20 protein-coding genes are annotated in these 22,717 nt (G+C 60.3%); 7 read left to right on the top strand and 13 right to left on the bottom strand.

Translation table 11 applies throughout. The annotated features are described in order from the left end of the window. Positions 1 to 115: 115 nt before the first annotated feature. The 6 genes from FHT93_RS14740 to FHT93_RS14715 form a co-directional block, all read right to left on the bottom strand. Positions 116 to 1,294, bottom strand: coding sequence for a cell wall hydrolase (locus FHT93_RS14740; protein ID WP_112541396.1), 1,179 nt, complete (start codon positions 1,292 to 1,294; stop codon positions 116 to 118). 357 nt (positions 1,295 to 1,651) lie between these two features. Then, the gene (locus FHT93_RS14735; RefSeq protein WP_112541397.1) at positions 1,652 to 3,550 is read right to left on the bottom strand and encodes a potassium transporter Kup; all 1,899 of its coding nucleotides are present in this window, start codon (positions 3,548 to 3,550) and stop codon (positions 1,652 to 1,654) included. 18 nt (positions 3,551 to 3,568) lie between these two features. After that, positions 3,569 to 4,546 carry a magnesium transporter CorA family protein gene (locus FHT93_RS14730; protein WP_112541398.1) on the bottom strand — a complete coding sequence of 326 codons (978 nt, stop codon included), beginning with the start codon at positions 4,544 to 4,546 and terminating at the stop codon, positions 3,569 to 3,571. Between the two features lie 404 nt (positions 4,547 to 4,950). Next, positions 4,951 to 6,099: an Mrp/NBP35 family ATP-binding protein gene (locus FHT93_RS14725; RefSeq protein WP_112541399.1), complete on the bottom strand. Its 1,149-nt coding sequence runs from the start codon at positions 6,097 to 6,099 to the stop codon at positions 4,951 to 4,953. A gap of 565 nt (positions 6,100 to 6,664) precedes the next feature. Continuing rightward, complete coding sequence (locus FHT93_RS14720) at positions 6,665 to 7,396, bottom strand: LuxR family transcriptional regulator (RefSeq protein WP_112541401.1); 732 nt, start codon at positions 7,394 to 7,396, stop codon at positions 6,665 to 6,667. Between the two features lie 259 nt (positions 7,397 to 7,655). After that, complete coding sequence (locus tag FHT93_RS14715; RefSeq protein ID WP_183848124.1) at positions 7,656 to 8,471, bottom strand: IclR family transcriptional regulator; 816 nt, start codon at positions 8,469 to 8,471, stop codon at positions 7,656 to 7,658. A 112-nt stretch (positions 8,472 to 8,583) separates the two neighbouring features. Between FHT93_RS14715 and FHT93_RS14710 the strand changes: the two genes are divergently transcribed. From FHT93_RS14710 to FHT93_RS14690, 5 genes are all read left to right on the top strand, one after another. Further along, positions 8,584 to 9,345, top strand: a complete 762-nt coding sequence (locus FHT93_RS14710; protein ID WP_112541403.1) for an SDR family oxidoreductase — start codon at positions 8,584 to 8,586, stop codon at positions 9,343 to 9,345. Further along, positions 9,345 to 10,262, top strand: a complete 918-nt coding sequence (locus FHT93_RS14705) for a 2-dehydro-3-deoxygalactonokinase (protein WP_112541404.1) — start codon at positions 9,345 to 9,347, stop codon at positions 10,260 to 10,262. Before FHT93_RS14710 ends, FHT93_RS14705 begins: the two co-directional genes overlap by 1 nt. A 31-nt stretch (positions 10,263 to 10,293) precedes the next feature. Next, positions 10,294 to 10,926 carry a 2-dehydro-3-deoxy-6-phosphogalactonate aldolase gene (locus tag FHT93_RS14700; RefSeq protein WP_112541405.1) on the top strand — a complete coding sequence of 211 codons (633 nt, stop codon included), beginning with the start codon at positions 10,294 to 10,296 and terminating at the stop codon, positions 10,924 to 10,926. A 4-nt stretch (positions 10,927 to 10,930) separates the two neighbouring features. Then, entirely contained in the window at positions 10,931 to 11,818 is an 888-nt protein-coding gene (locus FHT93_RS14695; protein ID WP_112541406.1) for an SMP-30/gluconolactonase/LRE family protein, read from the top strand. 223 nt (positions 11,819 to 12,041) lie between these two features. Beyond that, positions 12,042 to 12,671 (top strand): PRC-barrel domain-containing protein, encoded by a 630-nt coding sequence (locus FHT93_RS14690; RefSeq protein WP_113014822.1) that lies wholly within the window; start codon positions 12,042 to 12,044, stop codon positions 12,669 to 12,671. Positions 12,672 to 12,732: 61 nt separating this feature from the next. Here the strand turns inward: FHT93_RS14690 and FHT93_RS14685 are convergent, their stop codons facing one another. Continuing rightward, positions 12,733 to 14,100, bottom strand: coding sequence for an EAL domain-containing protein (locus tag FHT93_RS14685; protein ID WP_112541407.1), 1,368 nt, complete (start codon positions 14,098 to 14,100; stop codon positions 12,733 to 12,735). 128 nt (positions 14,101 to 14,228) lie between these two features. Then, complete coding sequence (locus tag FHT93_RS14680; protein ID WP_183848122.1) at positions 14,229 to 15,941, bottom strand: response regulator; 1,713 nt, start codon at positions 15,939 to 15,941, stop codon at positions 14,229 to 14,231. A 183-nt stretch (positions 15,942 to 16,124) separates the two neighbouring features. Between FHT93_RS14680 and mutL the strand changes: the two genes are divergently transcribed. Next, entirely contained in the window at positions 16,125 to 17,942 is a 1,818-nt protein-coding gene (mutL, locus tag FHT93_RS14675; RefSeq protein WP_183848120.1) for a DNA mismatch repair endonuclease MutL, read from the top strand. Between the two features lie 67 nt (positions 17,943 to 18,009). Next, entirely contained in the window at positions 18,010 to 18,237 is a 228-nt protein-coding gene (locus FHT93_RS14670) for a DUF2093 domain-containing protein (protein WP_183848118.1), read from the top strand. Here the strand turns inward: FHT93_RS14670 and lpxK are convergent. From lpxK to FHT93_RS14645, 5 genes are all read right to left on the bottom strand, one after another. Then, positions 18,234 to 19,277, bottom strand: a complete 1,044-nt coding sequence (gene lpxK, locus FHT93_RS14665; protein WP_183848116.1) for a tetraacyldisaccharide 4'-kinase — start codon at positions 19,275 to 19,277, stop codon at positions 18,234 to 18,236. The genes FHT93_RS14670 and lpxK overlap by 4 nt on opposite strands. Before the next feature lie 104 nt (positions 19,278 to 19,381). Continuing rightward, the gene (locus tag FHT93_RS14660) at positions 19,382 to 20,104 is read right to left on the bottom strand and encodes an HAD family hydrolase (protein WP_183848114.1); all 723 of its coding nucleotides are present in this window, start codon (positions 20,102 to 20,104) and stop codon (positions 19,382 to 19,384) included. Between the two features lie 9 nt (positions 20,105 to 20,113). Then, positions 20,114 to 21,433: a lipid IV(A) 3-deoxy-D-manno-octulosonic acid transferase gene (gene waaA / locus FHT93_RS14655; protein WP_112541412.1), complete on the bottom strand. Its 1,320-nt coding sequence runs from the start codon at positions 21,431 to 21,433 to the stop codon at positions 20,114 to 20,116. A gap of 166 nt (positions 21,434 to 21,599) precedes the next feature. Further along, positions 21,600 to 21,848 carry a DUF4170 domain-containing protein gene (locus FHT93_RS14650; protein WP_112541413.1) on the bottom strand — a complete coding sequence of 83 codons (249 nt, stop codon included), beginning with the start codon at positions 21,846 to 21,848 and terminating at the stop codon, positions 21,600 to 21,602. Between the two features lie 61 nt (positions 21,849 to 21,909). After that, positions 21,910 to 22,716 carry a 3'(2'),5'-bisphosphate nucleotidase CysQ gene (locus FHT93_RS14645; protein ID WP_183848113.1) on the bottom strand — a complete coding sequence of 269 codons (807 nt, stop codon included), beginning with the start codon at positions 22,714 to 22,716 and terminating at the stop codon, positions 21,910 to 21,912. Position 22,717 lies beyond the last annotated feature (1 nt).

Here is a 22,717-nt window from a genome sequence, read left to right as displayed (position 1 = left end):
GCAAAAAATCAAATATTTAAGCGGAATCTGGCCACCTGCGCCCGATTTCATCCAAAGAATCCGTCTTCGAACGGCGCCGGTCTGCGTAAAATCCGCAATCAGCAGCCCTTTTGCCTCAGCTCCAACCGCCGCCGTAAGTCCGGTAGAAGACATGCATGCCGATGCGGCCTACCTTTTCCATGGTCCTGGCCCAATCGGGCCGGACGTAGACGGCATGGTAATGCGTGGCCGAACCAACCTGCGGCAGCCAGATCTTGCCGGCGGTCACGGCCATGGCAACGTCGCGGGCAACGCGCCAGTGATATTGTGAATTCACGCGGTCCTTGATGTTGTCGCAGGCGAAGGAAAACTGGCAGCGGTTGCGCCAGTCCTCGTTCTGGTAGACGACGCCGCAAATGGTCTTCGGATAGGCCGGGTTACGGACGCGGTTGAGGATGACCTGCGCGACCGCCGCCTGCCCCTTCACGGATTCGCCGCGCGCTTCGAAATAGATGCCCGAAGCCAGACACTGCTGCTCACTGGCGGAGAAGACGCTTGGCGGCAGGATGCTGGCGGCCCAGGCATGGTCCTTTGGACCGATCTGCGGCACGAAGCGGCCTTCATCCTTGTCGGTCAGGATCGAATCGAAGGGGGACTGACGGGAATAATCCGGTGCGGCAGGTGCATAGGCTGTCGCCAATACGTCGGCCTTGTTGCTGGTCACGAGGCTTGCCAGCATTGCCGGAACGGCAGTGTCCTGCTGTTGCACCGGCTGTGTCTTGTAGAAGGCAGTCGCGATCTCGATCTCCTTGCCCCTGATCGCCGGCTTGACGAAGGCGGACTTGTCCTTGAGATCAAAGACCGGGCGGAAAAGGAGTTTCGTGCGCTCGAGGATGGAGCCGGCGGAGAAATCCTTCGGCGGCTGCACTCTCTCAACGGCAACGACGCGGCCCTTCTTGGCATTGCGATTGACGCGATCCTCGTCCGGGATGCCCTCGTTGCCTTTTTTGCCCGAAACGAAGGCGACCTTTCGGCCGTCCGGCAGCACCATGCCGGCGCCTGACGGGATCGAACCGGTGACCGCAGGATCGGCAAAGGCGAGTTCCGCCTGGTGAATGGAGCCTGCCGGCGAATTGGTCAGAACCATGCGCCAGCTTTCGCCATCATTATCGAGACCGGCGAGCATGGTGGCAAGATCGGCATGAGAAGCGACGCTCGGAAAGATCAGCCATCCGGCCACGCCGAAAATCGCGGGGGAGGCCCAATTCTGGGGCAAGAGACGCAGCTTGCTGCGAGAATGACCATTTCGACGCAACGCGGACTCCAGGCATGGGACGCAGGAACAGTCCCAAGAAAATCTCGCATTAACCTTGATAGCTGGTTAACGACCCGTGCCGGAATATGACCGTGAGGATTCTTGCATATGCTAATGCTCTTGGGATTTTAGGGGGATGGGTGTTCCACCCGGCGAAAAGTCCCCTCCCCACAGGCGGGAAGGGCTTAACCCGGAGAGACCGCCTTGCCGCTTTCGAAAGGCTGAAGACGTCGAAATCGTCCGCGGCAGCTTAACCCTCCCGCTTGTGGGGAGGGGTTTCGGGCGGGGTCTTTGCAAGCTCATGAGACAGCGCCGGTGCTGGATAAAGAGAGCGACGAAACCGCCCTCTCGACCCCATCAAATTATAACGTGCGAGCCCAGTTCCACCACACGGTTGGCCGGCAGGCGGAAGTAGTCAGAGGGATTGGCGGCAGCGTTGGCGAGCGCGATGTAGAGGCGGTCCTGCCAGTAGGGCATGCCGGACTTCGCATCAGGCACCAGCTTGCGACGGCCGAGATAGAAGGAGGTCGTCATGATGTCGAACTTCAGGCCGGTCTTGCGCAAGGCCGCCAGCGCCTGAGAGACGTTCTGTGATTCCATGAAGCCGAAGAGCAGTTCCACGCGCGAAAAGCGTTCGGATATCTGCTCGACCTTGTAGCGCTCCTGCGGCGAGACGCGCGGCTTGTTGACCGTGCGGATCGTCAGAATGACGTTGCGGTCATGGAGCACATGGTTGTGCTTGAGATTGTGCAGCAATGCGGCGGGTGCCGAGTCCGGATCGCTGGTCAGGAAGATTGCGGTGCCCGGAACATGGGCCGGCGAATGCTCGCTCTTGCGCTCGATGGAGCTTACGAAAGAGGCAAGCGGAATATCCGTATGGCGGGTCTTTTCCGTCAGGATCGCCGTGCCGCGACGCCAGGTCCACATGATGACGGTGAAGGCCGTGGCAATCATGATCGGAATGTAACCGCCGTCATGAATCTTCAGAAGGTTGGCGCCGAAGAAGATCAGCTCGAGAATGACCAGCGGCAGCAGCGCGATGATGGCAACAGGAAGCGACCAGTTCCAGCGGGCGCGGACGAATTCGAAGGCCATTATCGAGGTGACGACCATCGCGCCGGTGACAGAGATGCCGTAGGCGGTGGCCAGTGCATCCGAAGTCTTGAAACCGAGCACGAGGAAGATGACGCCGAAGAACAGCACCGCGTTGACCGAAGGCACGAAGATCTGCCCGGTATTGGTCTCGGACGTGAAGAGGATTTCCATGCGCGGCAGGAAGCCGAGGTTGATCCCCTGGCGCACGAGCGAGAAGGCACCGGTGATGACGGCCTGGCTGGCGATGATGGTGGCGGCAGTCGCAAGGATGACGACCGGCAGCAGCGCCCATTGCGGGTACATGAGGTAGAAGGGATCGGACATCGTCATCGGATTGCCGAGAACGAGCGCGCCCTGCCCCAGATAATTCAGCGTCAACGACGGGAAAACCAGCAGGAACCAGGCCCACTGGATCGGGCGACGACCGAAATGGCCGAGGTCCGCGTAAAGCGCTTCCGCCCCGGTGACGGTCAGGAAGACGGCGCCGAGGACCACGATGCCGTAGAAGCCCTCATGCAGCAGGAAGCTGACGGCATAATAGGGGTTGAAGGCGGCGAGAATGCCGTAATCGTCCGAAATATGGGCAATGCCGGCGGCAGCCATAACCAGGAACCAGAGCGCCGTGATCGGGCCGAAGAAGCGTGCGACCGCGCCCGTGCCGTGAGATTGCACGACGAAAAGAAGCGCCAGGATCGCCACCGATATAGGCACGATATATTCCGACAGCCGCGGCGTGACTAGCTTGATGCCTTCGACCGCCGACAGGACTGACAGTGCCGGCGTGATCATGGCGTCGCCAAGGAAGAGTGCCGCGCCCATCAGGCCGAGCAGCATGAGCAGCGCAGTGTGGCCATTGGCGGTCTTCATCAGGAGGGCCAGCAGCGACAGCGTGCCGCCTTCGCCGTCGTTGTCGGCGCGCAGCAGGAAGAGCACGTATTTGATGGTGACGATGATGGTCAGCGCCCAGATCATCAGTGAAATAAGGCTGATGACCTCGAAACGGGTGAGACCATCGTGAGCGACGGGCTTCAGCGCTTCGCGAAACGCGTAAAGCGGGCTCGTGCCGATATCCCCGTAAACGACACCTACGGAGCCTAGCGCAAGATAAAAGAGCTTGCGCGGCGTAAGGTCACGTTCTTGAGAATGGCTTTCTTCAGACATGAAGCAATTACAGGCTCCTCAGAGCCAGCCTTTCCAGCGGAAAAAGAAGAAGGGAACGACGGCTGAGATCACCATGAGGCCGAGCGAGTAAGGATAACCCGCAGCCAGGTGCAATTCCGGCATGTATTCGAAATTCATGCCATAGATGGAGGCGACCAGTGTCGGCGGCAAGAACACGACCGAAGCAATGGAAAAAATCTTGATGATGGCATTCTGCTCGATGTTGATGAGGCCAAGCGAGGCGTCGAGCAGGAAGGTGATGTTGCCGGCGACGAAGGACGCGTGCTCCGAAAGGGACTGGATGTCGCGCGAGATCGTTCGGCAGAGTTCCTTGGTTTCCTGATCGTGCTGTACGATCGGAATCGTATAGAAAAAGGTGAGAAGGCGTGAGAGCGAACCGAGACTGTCGCGCAGCTTGCTGATCATCCGGTGATGGCCGGCAATGTCCTTCAGCTTTTCTTCCAGATAGTTCGAAGGCTTGCGCACCTTCTTGGCGCGATCACCGAAGACGTGGACGGAAAGGATGTCCAGGCGGGACACCGACATTTCCAGAACTTCGGCGGTGCGATCGACAATCGTTTCCAGGAGCTTGGCAAGCAGAGCGCCACCGCTGCGCCACTGCTCGGGTATGCGGTGCAGGGCGGCGATAAAAAGGGCGAAGGATTTCGGATGGGCGTAGCGGATGGTCACCAGCTTGTCGCCGGCGAGGATGAAGGCGACATCCGTCAGGGTGGGTGCTTCCGTTTCCGCTTTCCAGATCAGCGAAGCGGTCATGTATACGGCATTGCCTTCGACGTATAGGCGGGCTGACGGCTCAATCGCCCTGAGGTCGTCCCGGGTCGGCACTTCGATGCCAAGGATCTTTTCGACATGCAGTTCTTCCTCGCGAGTCGGCTCGATCATGTCGATCCATACCATATCCGCCGGCAATTCCGGAGGATTGGCAAGATCACGGATCTCGACCGACTTGCAGTTGGAACAGTACGCTGTGATCACAGCCCGCATCTCCGGCGCCAGCGGCGCCCAACCGGCGTAACCATTTTTGTCGAAAGCCCTACCATGCCGTTGCGGGCGCGATGGCGCCTAGACGCACTCGCCATCGACCGAGACGGAAGGGGATAAAGAACGTTCATACAGCTCCGGTCATATCCGGCCTTTTCGGCCGGGTCGCTCCACCGCATCGCAGTCACCAATCCGTCGATCGACAAGCCAACTCCGAACATGCAGAGAGGCCGGAAACTTCATAAAGCAGCGGCCATACAGAGCATTTGCAGACGCGCCATCATGACGCCGGCGCGCATATGAAGCAAAGCCAGGAAATAATCAAGACATGTTACGTGAACTGCGCCTTTTCATCTCATTTCGCCCACAATTCGGGGTGATCGGCGCGTGATTCGTTTTTATTCGAATACGATCGCAGGCGCCTCACGCTGCGGCGTCTCGCCAACCTGCTCCCAGACCTTAGCAGCGATGGCGCGATAGATACCGGCGACGATGCCGTTCGGATCTGAGGCGACGAGCGGCGTTCCGGCATCGGACGTCTCGCGGATATTCATCGTCAGCGGCACTTCGCCGAGGAAGGGCACGCCGATGCGCTCAGCCTCCCTGCGGGCGCCGCCATGGCCGAAGATATCATAGCGCGTGCCGGTATCGGGCGCGACGAAATAGCTCATGTTCTCGACGATGCCGAGGACCGGCACTTCGACTTTGCGGAACATGTTGAGGCCCTTGCGGGCATCGATCAGCGCGAGATCCTGCGGCGTTGAGACAATCACAGCGCCGGCGAGCGGCACCTGTTGGGCCATGGTGAGCTGGGCGTCGCCAGTGCCGGGCGGCATGTCGACGATGAGAACATCGAGTTCGCCCCAGGCGACTTCACGCAGCATCTGCAGGAGAGCGGACTGAACCATCGGCCCGCGCCAGATCATCGCGGTTTCCTCATCGACGAGGAAACCCATGGACATGACCTTGAGGCCGTAATTCTCCATGGGATTGATGATGCGGCCGTCGATCTGGGTCGGGCGGCCGGAGATCTTCAGAAGCCGCGGCATGGAGGGGCCGTAGATGTCGGCATCGAGAATACCTACACGAAGACCGTTGGCCTGCAGGCCGAGCGCCAGATTGACCGCCGTCGTCGACTTGCCAACGCCGCCCTTGCCCGATGCGACGGCAATGATGGCGCCGATGCCGGGAACGCCGATCTTGGCAGTGCGCGGCTGCTGTGGGGCATGAGAGTGGCCGTGATGGCTATGGTCAGCCTGCGCGGCGGGACGCGCAGCAGGCGCACTGGCGGCTGCCTTCTTATCTGCGGTCAGGGCCACGAGCGCACCCTTCACACCCGGCATTTCCTTGATGACACGCTCGGCAGCAAGCCGCAGCGGCTCCAGTTCCTTGGCACGTTCGGCAGGCACGGTGATGGAGAAATAGACCTTGCCATCGGAAATGAAGACGTCGGAAACCATGCCGAGTTCGACGATATTATGCTCCAGATCCGGTCCGCGCACGGTCTTCAGCGTTTCCAGAACCTGTTCCTTGGTGACCTCGGTCATTCCGCCCTCACTGCTTCTACCTCTTCAGTAAATAGTGGAGGCTGACAGCTTCGCCAACCGAAATCGGGCAGCAGACATAACTTGCATCACGGAAAGGCAATGCGTTCTCTCTCCGCTGCGGCCATCAAGTCCGCCGGGCTTTCGCCCTGATGGCCGCAACGGACTCCCCGAGAACCGACGCAATTCGAGGCGAACTAGCGCAAGCTGAGAAAAAGACCAGAAAAAATTTTAACGAAATCGTCCGTTTTCGGAACAGAGCAACGGGCGGTTGCCCAAACGCAACAACCACCGCCGATATCGGAACGCCGGGAGAAAAGCGGCGCGATATCAGACGGCGGCGTGTCGGTCGCGCCATTGAGCTGGCGCTGTTTCAAAGTCCCCTCTGGACCTCTGCCGATAACAATGCAGGAAGCGTGCCAAATGCTGAATTTGCGGAAAAGGATGGCAATCGTCAGTTCTGGCCCGCCTGTGAAGGGCCTGGCGCTCAGATATTGAGCAGCCTGGAGTCGACTGACGTAATTTTGGGCTGCAAGGCCTGCTAAACCGGCCTTACTAAATCAGGGCCTTACTTGATGAGGCCGATGCGCAGCGCCTTGGCGACAGCCTGCGTACGGTTGACCGTATCCAGCTTCTTCGTTGCTCGGTTCAGGTAGTGATTGACCGTATGTTCCGAGAGATCGAGGATTTCGGCAATCTCGGCACTGGTCTTGCCGGCGGCGGTCCAGTTCAGGCAATCGATCTCGCGATCCGTCAGCGTGTCGGTTATGCGCGTATCGAGATTGCGGATTTCCGCCAGCCGATCGAAGACATGGATCGCGATGTAGCTCAGTTCCCGCATCTCTACCGCGGTGAAGGGCTCGCGGTCCCCGGCGAAGGAGACTGCACCGCGCGCACCTGATGGTTCGTGCGTCGGGAAATAGCCGCAGCGCACCATCTTGAAGCGTTCGAAGAGAGTCGCAACGATGCCGGCCTTGCCGTCATCGCGCGACCAGTTGGCGCGCGACGTGTCATGGAAGAACGGCAGCGTCGACGTTCGCAGCCGCCGCAGGACGGGGCTGTTCACCATCAGTCCTTCCTGATCGTAGATCGACAGCAATTCAGCGGGCCAGCTGGTGATGATCGTATTGGCCTGAAGGTCGAAGGAGGTAATCGGCGGCAGGTTCAAAACCATAAAGGCGCGGCTACGATAGGCCTCTGTCACCCGCTTCATGAAGCGAAAAATGTCGAACTGGGTTTTTAGCCCGGCGACCTCCTGGACGTAGGCGTCTTCCACCGAAGTTTGCGGTAAACTTGCCATCAGATTTTTCGCCTCCGAACCGGGCTTTGGGTAAACCGCTGGCAGCCTGTGTGGAAAAGAGGCAGGTACAGGGTGGGTTACACAACGCCCGTCAGATCAATAGGTTCAGCCTCGGCGTGCAGCGCGTTCGGCCGGTGAATTGTCGATGATTTCGCGGACGACCCCAGTTGGCGTGATTCGCCGTCAAATCTCAATAACACACACATCATAAGCATGCTATGTATCCGACGTCCAGCAATTGACTATGGTCAAGCCCGTTTCAACGCCTTGGCCCGAGGCGGATGCGCATTTCGTCCATGATTTTCCGCGCCGTCACCTGAACCGGAACGGCCCATTCCTGGAGAAGTTCCATCGACAGGCGGTAAGCGGGACCGGTAACCGAGACCCCGCCGATGAAGGAGCGGTGGTCCGACCAGATCGGGGCGGCGACACAGCGGATGCCGGCCTCATGTTCCTCACGATCGAAAGCATGACCGGCGGCAGCGATTTCGCCGATCTCCGCCAGCAGGCTCTCGGCATTCGCATGCGTCGCCGAGGTGAAGCGGTTGAAATGCAGACCTGGCAGGAGTGCATCGATTTTATCCGGTGGCAAAACCGAAAGGGCGGCCTTGCCGACGCCGGTGCAGTAACAGGGCGAGGCATTGCCGATCTGTGAATACATGCGCACCGGCTGGTGCCCTTCGACCTTGTCGAGATAAATAATGGAGGAGCCGCGCAGCACGCCGAGATGGACGGTCTCGCCGGTCTCGCGGTGAAGGGCGGCGAGGTGCGGCGCGGCGATCAGGCGAAATTCGTTGCGCGCCCAACTTCGCGAGGCGAAGTCGAGCAGCCGCAGACCCGGCGCGTAACGCCCTTCGGCATCGAGCTCGAGAAGCCCTTCTTCGACGAGATGCCCGAGCTGCCGATGCAGCGTGCCGCGCGGCTGATCGGCACGTGCGAGAATATCAGTGAAGCGCAAGGGAGCGTCGGCATGGGTGACGAGATCAAGCAGCACCATGAGCTTGCCGAGCGTACCGGTATCACGCGACGCGCCCTTGTCATCCACATGCGCCATGCTGTCGCCGCTGGAGCTCATTACCTTTCCTACCCTTGACAGGAAAGCCAGCCTATTCGAATAATTCCATATAGTCAAATTAAGTTCCAAATAGTGGAATTGGCGACAGGTGGGAGGAGAAACGGTGAGCGCTATGTCTGCACAATTTCCTGAATTCAGGGATCGCACGGTGCTGATCAGCGGCGGCGGTTCCGGGATCGGGGCCGCCCTCGTCGAGGGTTTCGCAAGGCAGGGTGCAAAGGTTTCCTTCCTCGACATCGCCGAGGCGGAAAGCCGGGCACTGGCGGAGCGGCTTTCAGAAGAGAATGCGCACCCCGTCAGTTTCTACCATACCGATCTGCGCGATATCGACGCCATCAGGCGCGCTGTCGACACTGTCGTCGCAACATCCGGGCCGATCCGGGTACTTGTCAACAATGCGGCCTGGGACGACCGGCACGAATTCGACGATGTGACCGAGGACTATTGGGACAATAACCAGGCGGTCAATCTTCGCCACGTCTTCTTCACCTCACAGGCGGCAGCCCCGTCGATGCGCGCAGCCGGCGGCGGAGCGATCATCAACATGTCGTCGATTGCCTTTAAGCTGAACATGGGCGTCTTTCCTGCCTATGCCGCCGCCAAGGCGGCAGTTGTCGGCCTGACAAAGAGCATGGCCGGAAGGCTTGGCCCAGAGAATATCCGCGTCAACTGCATTCTGCCAGGCATGGTGGTGACCGAGCGGCAGATGAAGTTATGGCTGACGGAGGAAAGCATTGCCCGCTCCGTGCAGGAGCAATGCCTGAAGACCCCATTGAAGCCGGACGCGATCGTCGGTCCGGCTCTGTTTCTTGCATCCGACTGCGCAGCCGGCATGACCGCGCAGTCCCTTATCGTCGATGGAGGCGTTCTCTGATGGCAAATCCCGCTTATGTCGCGGTGGACTGGGGCACCAGCAGCTTCCGGCTATGGCTTATCGATGCCGGTGGCGCCGTTCTCGCCGAGCGCCGCAGCGGCGAAGGCATGACGACCGCCGCCAAAACCGGCTTTTCCCAGGTTCTTGAAGGGCATCTCGCAGCCGTGGAAGCGCCTGATAACCTGCCAGTCATCGTCTGCGGTATGGCAGGCGCACGGCAGGGCTGGGTGGAGGCGGGTTATATCGACGTGCCCGCTTCGCTCGCTTCGATCCTGTCGGGCGCAGTTTCCGTGCCCGGCGAAAGCCGCGACGTGCGCATTCTGCCGGGCCTTGCACAGCGTGATGCGGCGACGCCGGATGTCATGCGCGGGGAGGAAACGCAGCTTCTCGGGGCACTCGGGCCTACGAGCCGCGGCACCCAGGCCGTCTGCATGCCGGGCACACATTCCAAATGGGTGCATGTCAGTGACGCCAAGGTCACCGGCTTTTCCACGTTCATGACGGGCGAACTTTTCGACGCCATTACCAAACATACGATCCTCACGCATGCGGTCGCCGGCGCCGAGGACCAGCCGGCCGATACCGCGGCCTTCGAAACGGCGGTTGCGGCCGCCTTCAAGCGGCCGGCTCTCGCGTCGAACCTGATTTTCACGGCCCGTTCCGGCCAGCTTCTGCACGGTATTTCGGCTGCCGCCGCCCAAGCCAAACTCTCCGGCACGCTGATCGGCCTCGAAATCGCCGGTGCGTTGCAGGACGCCGGCAAGGATACTCCCGTTACCCTCGTCGCGTCCGGACGCCTGCAGGCGCTCTACGAGCAGGCCTTCCATACGCTCTCCCTTTCCTTCACCGCCATCGACGCCGATGCCGCCGTTCGCGGCGGGCTTTCGGCCGCTGCCCAAGCCATCTGGCCGAATTGAGCCATCTCGGCGAACTGAGAAAGATATTCTGATGAACCGTGTCCCCTTCCCCAAGATGAAGCGTCCGCTGATTGCCATTCTGCGCGGCATCAAGCCCGAGGAAACCCAAGCCGTGGTCGGCGCGCTGATCGAAAATGGTCTGACGGCGATCGAGATCCCGCTGAATTCGCCGGAGCCATTCAAGTCCATCGAAATCGCAGCCAAGATGGCGCCGGCGGATGTGCTCATCGGCGCCGGCACCGTGCTGACGACAGAAGCCGTCGACAGCCTGCATGCCGCCGGCGGCAAACTGCTGGTCACACCGAATGTCGAGCCCGACGTCATCATCCGCGCCCGCGACTACGGCATGGTGACCATGCCGGGCGTCTTTACCCCGACTGAAGCGCTGCAGGCGGCCCGCGCAGGTGCGACCGGCCTCAAGTTCTTCCCTGCAAGCGTTCTGGGGCCGTCCGGCATCACCGCAATCCGCGCCATCCTGCCGCCGGAATTGGTGATTGCTGCGGTCGGCGGCGTGTCGGACAAGAACTTTTCCGACTATACCAAAGCGGGCATTTTGGCTTTCGGTCTCGGCACCAGCATTTACAAGCCCGGAATGACCGATGCAGAGGTTGCCGAGCGCGCCAAGGCGACCATCTTAGCCTATGACGCAGCCATAGGAGCATAGTCATATGACTGATATTTATGAATTCGAGGGCAAAACACTTTGCAATACCAATTCGGTTCTCGGTGAGGGCCCCACTTACGATCCCGTTTCCAATTCCGTCTGGTGGTTCAATATTCTCGGCAAGGAACTGCACGAGCTCAATCTTTCGACAGACGAGAAGAAGGTACATCCGCTGCCTGCCATGGCGAGCGTTCTGGCCCGCGTCGATTCTGGCCGCCAGTTGCTGGCGACCGAGGAAGGGCTGTTCGTGCGGGATATCGCGAGCGGCAAGCTGACCTTCTATGCGGCGCTGGAAAACGACAAGCCGGAAAACCGCTCCAACGACGGGCGCACGCACCCCTCAGGTGCGTTGTGGATCAGCACGATGAGCAAACGCGCCGAAAACCAGGCGGGCGCGATCTATCATGTTGCCGCCGGCAAGGTGACGAAGATCTTCAGCGGCATCAGCATTCCAAACTCCATCTGCTTTTCGCCCGATGGTACGATCGGCTACTTTACCGACACCCGGATCAGCCGTCTGATGCGGGTCATGGTCGATCCGCAGACCGGCCTGCCATCCGGTGAACCGATCGTCATGGTCGACAGCATGGACGAACCCGGCGGTCTCGACGGTTCAGTCTGCGATGCCGATGGCTATATCTGGAACGCGCGCTGGGGTGCCGGTGTCGTTGATCGCTACAGCCCGGATGGCCTGCGCATAGCTCGCTACAAGGTGCCGGCAGCGCAACCTTCCTGCCCGGCCTTCATCGGCGCCAATGCCGACCGGCTAGTGGTCACGACCGCCTGGGAAGGCCTGGATGAGCATGCCCGCTCCGCCCAGCCAAGTGCAGGCGCGCTGCTTGAACTCGGCATCACGGTAAAGGGCGTTTTCGATCCTGCCTATGTGATCTGAACTGCGAAGTCCGCAATTTATAAAGGCGCTCCTTGCGGGCGCCTTTTGTTTTTTTGGGGCTTTTTCCGGTCAAGGTTCCGTGAAAACTGCAAAACTTTCCGTGTCTTCGTCCGGAACCAATAGGCTGATCGGTCATTTCATTCTTGAACCGGCGCGGCAGGTATTCCTGGAAAACAGGCCCTTTCGCGCCAGGGATCACTCAAGAAACGAAGGTAGGTTCGAAATGACACGCAAACTTCTGACGACCGTTGCCGCTGGCGCATTGTTTGCCACGGCTTTCGCACCGGCAGCATTTTCGCAGACAGCTCCCCAGCCGGCTAACCCTGCTGCTCCGGCGCAGTCTGCACCCGCTGAGCCGGCCGCTCCGGCACCGGCAGAACCAGTCAAGCCGATGGCACCCGCAGGTGATGCCGCACAGGCTCCGGCCCCGGCGCCGAGCACCGACACGGCCCAAGCAGGTGGCGACAGCTATCTGACGCAGCAGGCTCCGGACCAGATCAGTGCCAATACGTATATTGGCCAGTCGGTTTACAACGGCAACAATGAGAGCATCGGCAGCGTCAACGACCTGATCATGAAGAAGGATGGCGGGCTTGTTGCGGCCATTATCGGTGTCGGCGGCTTCCTGGGGATCGGTGAAAAGAATGTCGCCGTTCCCATGAATAAGATCACCGTCGCGCAGAATACGCAGGACGGCTCCGTCAAGCTGACGACCACGGAAACTGCCGAATCCCTCAAGGCGGCACCGGAGTTCAAGACACTTGCCATGCAGTCAGCCGAAAAGGCTCCGGCGGCTACCGGCACGGCCATGCCGACGGACAATACGTCGACAGGTTCGACAACCAACAAGTAATCCGTACGGAGAGTAGAGCGTAGGTGATGGCGTCCCATGGGGCGCCATTGCTTTTTTGCCCCTATGCGCTGACGCGATCCTGTGCGCTCGTGTCGTAATAGTAGTTCTCGTGGAGGAAGCGCAGCGTGGCGATGCCATCGGCCGGCCGGCCGAAATGATAGCCCTGCCCCATGCCGCAGCCGAGCGTGCGCAGCTTGACCGCTTCGGAATAATCCTCAATCCCTTCGGCCACGACTTCCAACTCAAGGCCTTCACACATCGCAAGGATCGCCTTGATGATGTGTTCGGAAGCGCGGTCGGAATTGATGCGCGAGACAAAGGCGCGGTCGATCTTGATCTTGTCGAAGATGAAATCGCGCAGGCGCCCGAGGCTCGACTGGCCGGTACCGAAATCGTCGAGTGAGATGCGCACGCCGGCTGCCCTGAGATCGGAAATGATCCGGTGCGCCGTGTCGGCAGAACTCATGACAGCGGTCTCGGTAATTTCCAGTTCGAGGCGATGCGGGTCGAAGCCCACTCGGCCGAGGATAGACAGGATGGAGGTGCTTGTGCCCGGATCCATCAGCTGGGCGGACGATAGATTAAAGGACAGGAACAGTTCGCGCGGCCAGGAAAGGGCCGCTTCCGCAGCCTTGCGCAAGAGCGCTTCCGACAGGGCGTCGATGAAGCCTCGCTCTTCGGCGAGCGGCACGAAGACGCCGGGCGAGATGAAGCCGAGGTCAGGGTCGTTCCAGCGGGCAAGTGCCTCGAAGCCCACCACCTGATTGTTGGCGAGCGAGACGATCGGCTGGAAATGCACATCGATCGCATCCGATATGATGGCATTTCGAAGCGCCTGTTCGAGCTGGGTCGCCCGCTTCATTTCCTGCGCGATCTCGCGGGAATAGACGGTGATCTGCCCGCGCCCGCGGCGCTTGGAACGATAGAGTGCGGTTTCCGCACTTTTCAAAAGCTCTTCGCAGTCTTCGCCGGCAAATGGATAGATCGCAAAGCCGAAAGAGGCGGAAAGGCGCACATTGCGGTCGCCGAGATCGTAGGGAGCCGAGAGCACCTCACGGATCATCTGTCCGAATTTCTCCGCGCTCGCGCGCTCGAAAATCAGCGGCAGAACGAAGGCGAACTCGTCGCCATCATGACGGGTGACCAGGGCACCATCCGGAATGCAGGCCTTCAAGCGATGGGCGACCTGACACAGGATTTCGTCACCGGCAGCAGAACCGAAGAGATCGTTGATGGGCTTGAAACTGTCGAGATTGGCGATACCGATTGTGAAGGGCGCCGGATCGCTGGCCCGCTCGGCCGAAATCTGCATCACCTTATCGCGCATGCGATTGCGGTTGCCCAATCCCGTCAGCGGATCGGTATAGGCCATCGCCTGTAGCTCATTCTGACTAACGGCCATGAATGGTATTTCCGGCGACACCATCAATCCAAATCCGAGATTTTCCTCCACACCCTGGTGAAGAATGACGGCTAAGTCTTAACAATTCGATAGTAAATCGAGCAGAATACAACCCCAAGCATTCCCAAAATCTGGGGAGTTGACCGGCCTGTTGTTTAGATTTGAGCTTTGATTGGCTCGTTCATCAGATGCTTCTGAAATACCGTTTCAAGGATGTCAGGGCTGACCGGTTTCATGATGACGTCATCCATACCGGCATTGGCGCATTCTGCACGATCGCGTTCGAAGGCTTGCGTCAGCACCCCAATAATCGGCGTTCGCGTGCCCTGTCCCTCTTCCATCTGGCGAATGAGGCGCGAGGCTTCAAAGCCGTTGAAGACCGGAAGCGAAATATCCATCAGCACGATCTGCGGCCGATATTCTGCCCAGAGACGAACGACCTCTTCGCCGGTCGCTGCGATCCGATGGCGGTAACCGAGTCCTTCCAGGATCTGCGTGAAGACGATCTGGTTGATGTCGTTATCCTCGGCGACGAGAACCTGAAGACCTATGTTTTCTTCGGTCGTGGTAATTTCCCAGTCTCCCTCCGTGCCGCCGCGTCCGTTGCGGTTGAAGTGGCGGGCAATCTGGAAGGTCAGTTCGTTGGCGATCTGAAAGCCATCCATGACGAGAGTGGGAATGCCGTACTGTTCTCCAAGCTCCAGACAGCGCAGGCCCATCTGGTTGTCGATGATCAGAAGATCGAGCGAGATTCCCGAACAGCTGGCAATCTCGAGGAAACGCTCCTCCTCATCCTCGCCGCGGACCGAGCAGGATTCGAAGCCGTATTTGGCGAGCGTGCGCAGTGCGGCGGTCTCGGCAGCGAGATCCGACGTGACGACGAGGATCTTTCGGCCGGAGAAATTTTCCGGAACGATCGCCTCCATCGCTGCCGGCTCGCGGCGCTGCGATGCGTTCGGCACCGGCACATAGGCGCGGCGGTAGGTCTGATTGCTGGACGTTGTAATCTCGGAGGCCCGATGGAATTCGTCGAGATCGTCGCCGTCGCGCGGCAGGTCCTGCATGGTCGAGACGAGGAAATAACGTCCGGGCTTGCCGATCCTGTGCTTGCGGCTGACGATGTCGCGCTCGGTGCCGTCGCGGGCGATCTGGCGCTGGCGAGAGACCGACATTTCGCCGGTTTCCAGCACGTGGCGGTCGCTTTCCTCAAAGCGCTTGGCAATGTCAGGCGAAAACAGATCACCGCTCTTGCGACCCAGAACCTCGTCGGCCGTCGTCTGGTATTTCTCGCAGAATGCCTTGTTGACGGCGACATAGGCGAGGTTGCGATCCTTCACGAAGAGCGGGAACGGCAGGTGGTCGAGAATGTCCTCGGTCAGCTGCACGCGCTCAAGATCGTACCGCCACTGTTCCTCGCGCTTACGCACCTCGGAAATATCGGAAATAACGGTCACGCCGTAGCCGCTCGGCAGGCGGCGCTTGAGGAAGCGCACCCAGCGATCGGCACCGTGGCGCTCGACGGATTCAAAACGTTCGCGCCAATGGGAGGCGATGCGCTGGGACAACCAGTCCTCGCGACTGAGCAATCCCGGCTGGCGCTCGAGGGTCTGCTCGCGAATGCCGGTATCGTAGACCGCACCCAGGAAATCACGAAGGCGGGCGCCCGGGCGCAGCACGTCCTCCGACACTGGAAAGAACTCCAGGACCTGACGGCTGGCAAAGAGAAGAAGATCGTTTCGGTCATAGATGACGAATGCAGCAGAAAGACTGTCGCAAACCGCATCGAAAAGCACCGCCTGAAGATCAGCTTCAGGCGGCAGTGCGTCACTCACAGATGATGTGTCCGCCTTTTCGAAGCCGGCACTCATTCATTCACATCCCACATCTGTCCGATTTTCGCAGTCTCGGAGGTATATGAATAAAATGCCGTTTTTGTCTTAAAAGCCGCTTAACAGTAACGACCCCCAAATTTGGGGGAGAGGTCTTGAGTCATTATCTGCAGCTCGATGAAACCCCTTCCCTCCGGGCCGCGAATCCTCGAAAATAAGCCCATGGCCATCAGACAGCTCTCCGAAACGCTCATCAACCAGATCGCTGCCGGCGAAGTCATCGAACGCCCGGCGAGTGCTGCCAAGGAGCTGATCGAAAACGCGCTCGATGCAGGCGCGACCCGTATCGAAATCGCAACCGCCGGCGGCGGCAAGGCGCTGCTGCGCGTCAGCGACAACGGTTCCGGCATGGACGTCACCGATCTTGAACTTGCCGTCAAGCGACACTGCACATCGAAGATATCGGATACGCTCGACGATATCCGAACGCTCGGGTTCCGGGGCGAGGCATTGCCGTCCATCGGTTCGGTGGCGCGGCTCAGCATCGCAAGCCGCAAACGTGACAGCGCGGCGGGCAACGAAATTTCCGTTGCCGGAGGCAAGATCGTGCATCTGCGCCCGGCAGCCGCCAATCCGGGAACAATCGTCGAAGTGCGCGATCTGTTTTTCGCGACGCCGGCGCGGCTGAAATTCCTGAAGACGGAGAAGGCGGAAGCGGCGGCCATCACCGAGATCGTCAAACGCATGGCGATCGCCTTTCCGGGCGTGCGTTTCGTGCTCTCCGGCCCCGATCGCTCAACGCTGGAATTTCCGGCAACCGGCGAGGATCATCTGGCGCGCATGGCGCAGGTGCTCGGAAAGGAATTCCGTGACAATGCCATCGCCCTGGATGCCGAGCGCGAAGACGTGCAACTGACCGGCTTTGCCGGCGTGCCGACCTTCAACCGGGGCAATTCGGCTCATCAATATGCGTTCGTCAATGGCCGCCCGGTGCAGGACAAACTCATCCTCTCGGCGATCCGCGGGGCCTATGCCGAAACGATTCCCTCCGGCCGTTATCCCGTCGCGGTGCTGTCTATCACGCTCGATCCGGCGCTTGTGGACGTCAATGTGCATCCGGCGAAATCCGACGTCCGCTTCCGCGATCCGGGACTGGTGCGCGGGCTGATCGTCGGCGCAATCCGCGAAGCGCTTGCGCGTGACGGCAGCCGCGCCGCAACGACGGGCGCAAGCGACATGCTGCGCGCCTTCCGGCCTGGCTTCCAGGCGGCGCCGCAGCGACCGCAGGCACCTTGGTCGGCGGCAACCTCCCCATCCCGGCCTTATCAGCCGGCCACCGGTCTCAGCGAAAGACCGCAAGCCTCCTTCGATGGGCTTGCCCATCCGACGGCGCGTTCAGAGCCGGTTTTCGATCCCACCGCGCAAGTGCCGGCAGCAGCTGCGAGCGAACCGGCGGTACGCTATCCGCTCGGAGCCGCGCGGGCGCAGGTCCACGAAAACTATATCATTGCGCAGACAGACAACGGCATCGTCATCGTCGATCAACACGCTGCCCATGAGCGGCTGGTCTTCGAGGCCATGCGCAAGGCGCTGCATTCGAAGCGGCTGCCGTCGCAGGTGCTGCTGATCCCCGAGATCGTCGACATTCCCGAAGAGGATTGCGACCGGCTGATGGTGCATGCGGTGGAATTTTCCGAACTTGGCCTTGCGATCGAGCGCTTCGGCCCGGGCGCCATTGCCGTGCGCGAAACGCCAGCGATGCTCGGCGAGGTCGATGCGTCTGGGCTGATCCGGCAGCTTGCCGACGAGATCGCCGAATGGGATACAGCCTCCGGCCTGTCGGCCAAGCTCGAATATGTGGCGGCAACAATGGCTTGCCATGGCTCGGTGCGATCAGGACGGCGGCTACGGCCTGAAGAAATGAACGCGCTGCTGCGCCAAATGGAAGTGACCCCAGGCTCCGGCCAATGCAATCACGGGCGTCCCACCTATATCGAACTCAAGCTTGCCGATATCGAGCGACTATTCGGCCGGAGCTGAAAAAGCTGGCAAAAGGACGTTTCGGGGAGTATGGCAGACAGATGACAGACTGCGGGGAATGGAGCGCATGAACTTGTTCGAAGGATACGGAAACCGCGAGGCGAAGATCCGTTATCTGGACGGCGATTTCCAGATTCTGTCGCCCGGTTCCTATGTCGTCTGCGCACTGACAGGCAAACAGATCCCGCTCGATGAACTTCGCTACTGGAGCGTGGCGCGGCAGGAACCCTATGCCGATGTCGCCACCGCGCTTGAAGCCGACAAACGCGCCGGCATTCTGCCGAACCAGCGCTAGGCTTTCTTTTTCGCTTCCCTGAGCCGCCGCTGGCGGCAGGCTTCAAAGGCGCGATCGATAATGAGCCCGGGCGCAAGTGGATCTGTAAACGCCATCTCCACCTCTACTACGCGGCAGCGGGCCGCGAGCTGTGCCGCCTTGCCGTGATGGCCGGCGAGCCTGACAAAATCTTTAGAGGTGGTGGCGATCGTCAGATTCTGCTGGTCTGCTGTCATCAGAAGACCGTCGATCTCTTCCTCGCTCAAATGCTCGTGATCGCCGAAGGAAGTCGCGACCTCGATGCTCGCACCAAGCGAACGGACGGTGCGAAAGAATTTTTCCGGATCGGCAATACCCGCAAAGGCGAGCACTTTGAGGCCCTCCAGATAATTCTCTCCGGACACTTTCAGCCGGGCGGTGAAATAGGGTTTGGCAGCGCGCGCTGCGATCCGGACGATGCGGTCGGCCGCATTGCCTTCTCCGACCTTCAGAAGGGCGGTCGCCTCGCGCAGTTGCAGACGGATCGGCGCGCGCACCGGGCCGCCCGGCACTATATGGCCGTTGCCAAGGCCGCGTGTCGCATCGATTACCAGAAGCGCATAGTCGATTGCGAGGCGCGCACTCTGGAAACCGTCATCCATGATTATGAAATCGGCGCCCTCTTCGACCAGCCTTGCCGCACCCTCGACACGCCTGCGGGAGATTACCGTCAGTGCTTCCTGAGCCAGCAGAAGCGGCTCGTCGCCGACAGCGACTGCACGGTGATGAGAGGGATCGACGACGGTGGTGACATCGAGCGAGCCGCCATGGCCGCGACTTAGAAAACCAGGCTTGAGACCCTTTGCTTTGGCAGCACGGGCAATGGCGATTGCCGTCGGCGTCTTGCCAGCTCCGCCGACCGTGAAATTTCCGACGCAAATGACCGGGATCGGCACTGAAGCGCGGCTCGCATGGACCATGCGGTAGCCCGCCACGCGGCCATAAAGGAAAGAAAGGGGCGACAGAGCCCATGCCTGCCAACCTGCCCGCCTCCACCAGAAAGGCGGTGCTTCGGATATCATGATGCCGTCCGTTTCCCTTGCCCTCACCCCCCGTGGCGAGGTCTCACATAATCGACCGGGCGGATTGAGAAGCCAAAACGCGTGAAAATGCAAGTCTTTGGGTGTCAGGCCGGCTGCAGGTCCGACAGCAGGGCCTCGATATGCGTGATGTCGTCGAAGACATGGTCGGCGGAGGCCGAGAGGGATTCCCGCGACCCTGTGCCAGTCAAAACCGCAATCGTCAGGCCGGTTTTCGCGTTCCTGCCCATATGGAGATCGTGGTTGTTATCCCCGACCATGGCGACCTCTTCCGGCTGAAGGCCCGTTGCCGCGCAGAAGCCGAGCACCATGCCCGGCTCCGGCTTGCTGCCAAAGCCGCTGTCATAACCGGCGATGTAATCGACAAATTTAGAGATGCCGAAACGCTGGGCGGTCTGGCGGATCGAACGTTCATTGTCGCTGGAGGCAATGCCAAGCTTGAAGCCGCGCCCGTGCAGCCGTCCGAAGAAGGCGGCAAGGTCCGTCACCGGCACGGAAAATTCGGCGGCATTGGCAAAGAGATTGTCGAGCTTGATCGTCAGCTCGATCATATCGACCTTCGAGCCGGCAGCAACGAGCCCTTCGGCGATCTGGCGGGTATTGCCGGCAGCAAGCAGGCTGTCTGGAATGATATGGCCGGTGACCGGGTCCATGCCGCATTCGGCAAGAAGGTGGTCGGCAAGAACAGCGTCATCTTCGGCGGCGATCCGGGCAAGCTCACGGTTCACCGGCAACCAGCTTTCGTCGTAGTCGAGCAGCGTGCCGTCCTTGTCGAAAAGGATGCCCCTGATCTTCGTCTGCGCCGACATGGCTGCTCCTCAGGCTTGCGCCACGGCTTTCGGCAGAAGGCGCGCCTTCACCGTCAGCGGATTGATATAGGGCTCCAGCCCCTTCAACGTGGCGCTCAACGCACCGCGCATTTCATGCACGGCGGCGATGCCGGCCTGGATCATCTTGCCGCGCGCCTCGTCATTGGTCAGAAGATAATGCACGCCCTTCGCCAGCATCTCGGTATCGCGCACCATGCGGGCACTGCCGCTACGAGCGAGCTTCTGATAGGCCTCGCGAAAATTCTGGACATTGCCGCCCGACAGGATGGCGCAGCCGAGCATGGCCGGCTCCAGCGGATTCTGGCCGCCTTCGGCAAAGAGCGAGCGGCCGACGAAAGCGACTTCCGTCAGACGAAGATAAAGGCCCATTTCGCCGATCGTGTCGCCAAGGAAGATATCGACGTCGGGGGTCAGGACATCGTCCCGCGTGCGGCGGGCGACTTTCAGACCCTGCTTGACGAGGGCGGCCTCGATCTCGTCAGCGCGCTCGGGGTGGCGCGGTACGATGATGGTCAGCTGTTTGTCGCGATCGCGCAGCGCACGATGGACGATGCCGGCGGCATTTTCTTCACCGTCGAAAGTGGAGATCGCCGCCCATGTCTTGCGGTCGCCGATCTGCTTCTTGTAGCGAGCGAAAACAGCGCTGTCATAAGGCGGTGCATCCGTATCGACCTTCAGGTTGCCTGACGTGATGACCGGCACGGCGCCGAGATCGCGGAAACGTTCGGCATCGACATCCGACTGTGCAATGACGAGCGCCAGATTTTCGAAGAGTGCTTCGGCAAGCGAGGGCCGTCGCCGCCAGCGGGTGAAGGAGCGATCCGACATCCTGGCATTGACGAGGATCTGCGGGATGCGGCGATGGCCGAGTTCAAGCACCGTCGCGGGCCAGATCTCGGATTCGGCGATGATGGCGCAATCCGGCTGCCAGTAATCGAGAAAGCGGCCGACGGCGGGCTTCAGGTCGAGCGGCACATATTGATGGATCGCATCATTGCCGAGGCGCTCGGCGGCAAGCCTTGCCGAAGTGATGGTACCTGTCGTCAGGATGACATGGATGTCGCGGCGGCGAATTTCACGGATCAGGGGAATGACGGCGTTGGTTTCGCCGACACTTGCCGCGTGAAACCAGACGAGCGGGCCCTGCGGGCGATTGGCGCTCGCATAGCCGAAACGCTCCAGCCGGCGAGCACGGTCTTCCTTGCCCTTGGCGGTGCGATAGGTGATGTAGAGGCCGACGACCGGCGACGCCACAGTTCCCGCCAGACGGTACGCGTTCAGACCGATCCGCGCCATCCGAGAGCTCATTCAGCAGACCTCCGATCCATGCAGACCGACATCAATTCAATTCCCTAATTATCGTTGCGGCCGCCATGACCGATCAATTTGTTCAGAATGCGTCGAACGAGGGCGAGAACCGATGCACGAAGGCCTCCGCTGTGGACAGCGAAGGACAAGCCGATTGCTGCGCGGGTCACTTGCTCCCGGTCGTATCCTGCGGATCGAGCAAACGATGCATGTGGACGATGAAATAGCGCATATGCGCATTGTCTACCGTCTGCTGCGCCTTCGACTTCCAAGCCGTCAGTGCCGTGGCATAGTCGGGGAAAATACCGACAATATCGAGATCCTTCAGATCACGAAACTGGATGCCATCGAGGTTTTCGAGTTCGCCACCGAAGACGAGGTGCAGGAGCTGCTTTTTACCGCCGGAGTCCGTCATTTTTATTCTCTTTCTGCCTATTCTCCTCCGGCCCCTCATCTGAGGGATTTTGACGGAAACGTCAACCGTCTCTTAGCTGAGTGAACAAGTCCAGATATTCGCGGAGACGCGGGACCGGTGAAGCGCATAGCGCATCGTGGCTGACTTTCTCTCTATTATAGGTTGTCGGATGCCCCGAAAGGTCGACAAGACCGCCACCGGCACGCTCGAGGATAAGGTCGGCCGCCGCAATATCCCAGTCATGGGCATTGCGCCCGACAAACGTCGTGTCCAACCGGCCATCGGCCACCATGGCGATGCGGTAGGCGAGTGAGGGGATATATTTGACGCGCTCGCTGCGGTCGCGAACCGCCGCCGGCAAAATCCTGAACAGCTCCTCGCTGACGGCAAGCTGGCTGAGATCGGCTTCGCCGCGCGTGGAGACGGCAATCGGCTCGCCGTTCTTCAGCGCCGCACCACCCTCAACTGCCTCGTAAAGTTCATCGAGCGCCGGCGCATAAAGCACGCCGGCAACGGGGCGGCCGCGATGGACGATGCCGACGCTGACGCACCAGAGATCCTTGCCGGCAAGGAAGGCCCGCGTGCCATCGATCGGATCCACTATGAACAGTGTCTCGTATTCCAGTCGGCCTGCGTCGTCGTCAGTCTCTTCCGACAGCCACCCATAGGCCGGCCGTGCGCTGCGCAAGATGGCTTCGAGCTTTTCATTCGCGGCGAAATCGGCGGCACTGACGGGAGAGCGATCCTCGTTCTTCCACCAGACCTCCGGCGACTTGTTGAAATAACCGAGTGCAACGGCGCCGGCCTGTCTTGCAGCATCAGCGATCAACGCGAGATCGCTCTGCCAGCGGTTTTCAGGGTCGCTCATC

It is taken from the genome of Rhizobium sp. BK379 (assembly GCF_014193955.1).
Lineage (GTDB): Bacteria > Pseudomonadota > Alphaproteobacteria > Rhizobiales > Rhizobiaceae > Rhizobium.
This window is presented reverse-complemented; position numbering and strand designations above follow the sequence as displayed.

Coding starts and splice junctions, on each gene's coding strand:
- FHT93_RS14735 (WP_112541397.1), bottom strand. CDS start 3,550: ATGTCTGAAGAAAGCCATTCTCAAGAACGTGACCTTACGCCGCGCAAG.
- FHT93_RS14725 (WP_112541399.1), bottom strand. CDS start 6,099: ATGACCGAGGTCACCAAGGAACAGGTTCTGGAAACGCTGAAGACCGTG.
- FHT93_RS14720 (WP_112541401.1), bottom strand. CDS start 7,396: ATGGCAAGTTTACCGCAAACTTCGGTGGAAGACGCCTACGTCCAGGAG.
- FHT93_RS14715 (WP_183848124.1), bottom strand. CDS start 8,471: ATGAGCTCCAGCGGCGACAGCATGGCGCATGTGGATGACAAGGGCGCG.
- FHT93_RS14710 (WP_112541403.1), top strand. CDS start 8,584: ATGTCTGCACAATTTCCTGAATTCAGGGATCGCACGGTGCTGATCAGC.
- FHT93_RS14705 (WP_112541404.1), top strand. CDS start 9,345: ATGGCAAATCCCGCTTATGTCGCGGTGGACTGGGGCACCAGCAGCTTC.
- FHT93_RS14700 (WP_112541405.1), top strand. CDS start 10,294: ATGAACCGTGTCCCCTTCCCCAAGATGAAGCGTCCGCTGATTGCCATT.
- FHT93_RS14695 (WP_112541406.1), top strand. CDS start 10,931: ATGACTGATATTTATGAATTCGAGGGCAAAACACTTTGCAATACCAAT.
- FHT93_RS14690 (WP_113014822.1), top strand. CDS start 12,042: ATGACACGCAAACTTCTGACGACCGTTGCCGCTGGCGCATTGTTTGCC.
- FHT93_RS14680 (WP_183848122.1), bottom strand. CDS start 15,941: ATGAGTGCCGGCTTCGAAAAGGCGGACACATCATCTGTGAGTGACGCA.
- mutL (WP_183848120.1), top strand. CDS start 16,125: ATGGCCATCAGACAGCTCTCCGAAACGCTCATCAACCAGATCGCTGCC.
- FHT93_RS14670 (WP_183848118.1), top strand. CDS start 18,010: ATGAACTTGTTCGAAGGATACGGAAACCGCGAGGCGAAGATCCGTTAT.
- lpxK (WP_183848116.1), bottom strand. CDS start 19,277: ATGATATCCGAAGCACCGCCTTTCTGGTGGAGGCGGGCAGGTTGGCAG.
- FHT93_RS14660 (WP_183848114.1), bottom strand. CDS start 20,104: ATGTCGGCGCAGACGAAGATCAGGGGCATCCTTTTCGACAAGGACGGC.
- waaA (WP_112541412.1), bottom strand. CDS start 21,433: ATGAGCTCTCGGATGGCGCGGATCGGTCTGAACGCGTACCGTCTGGCG.
- FHT93_RS14650 (WP_112541413.1), bottom strand. CDS start 21,848: ATGACGGACTCCGGCGGTAAAAAGCAGCTCCTGCACCTCGTCTTCGGT.
- FHT93_RS14645 (WP_183848113.1), bottom strand. CDS start 22,716: ATGAGCGACCCTGAAAACCGCTGGCAGAGCGATCTCGCGTTGATCGCT.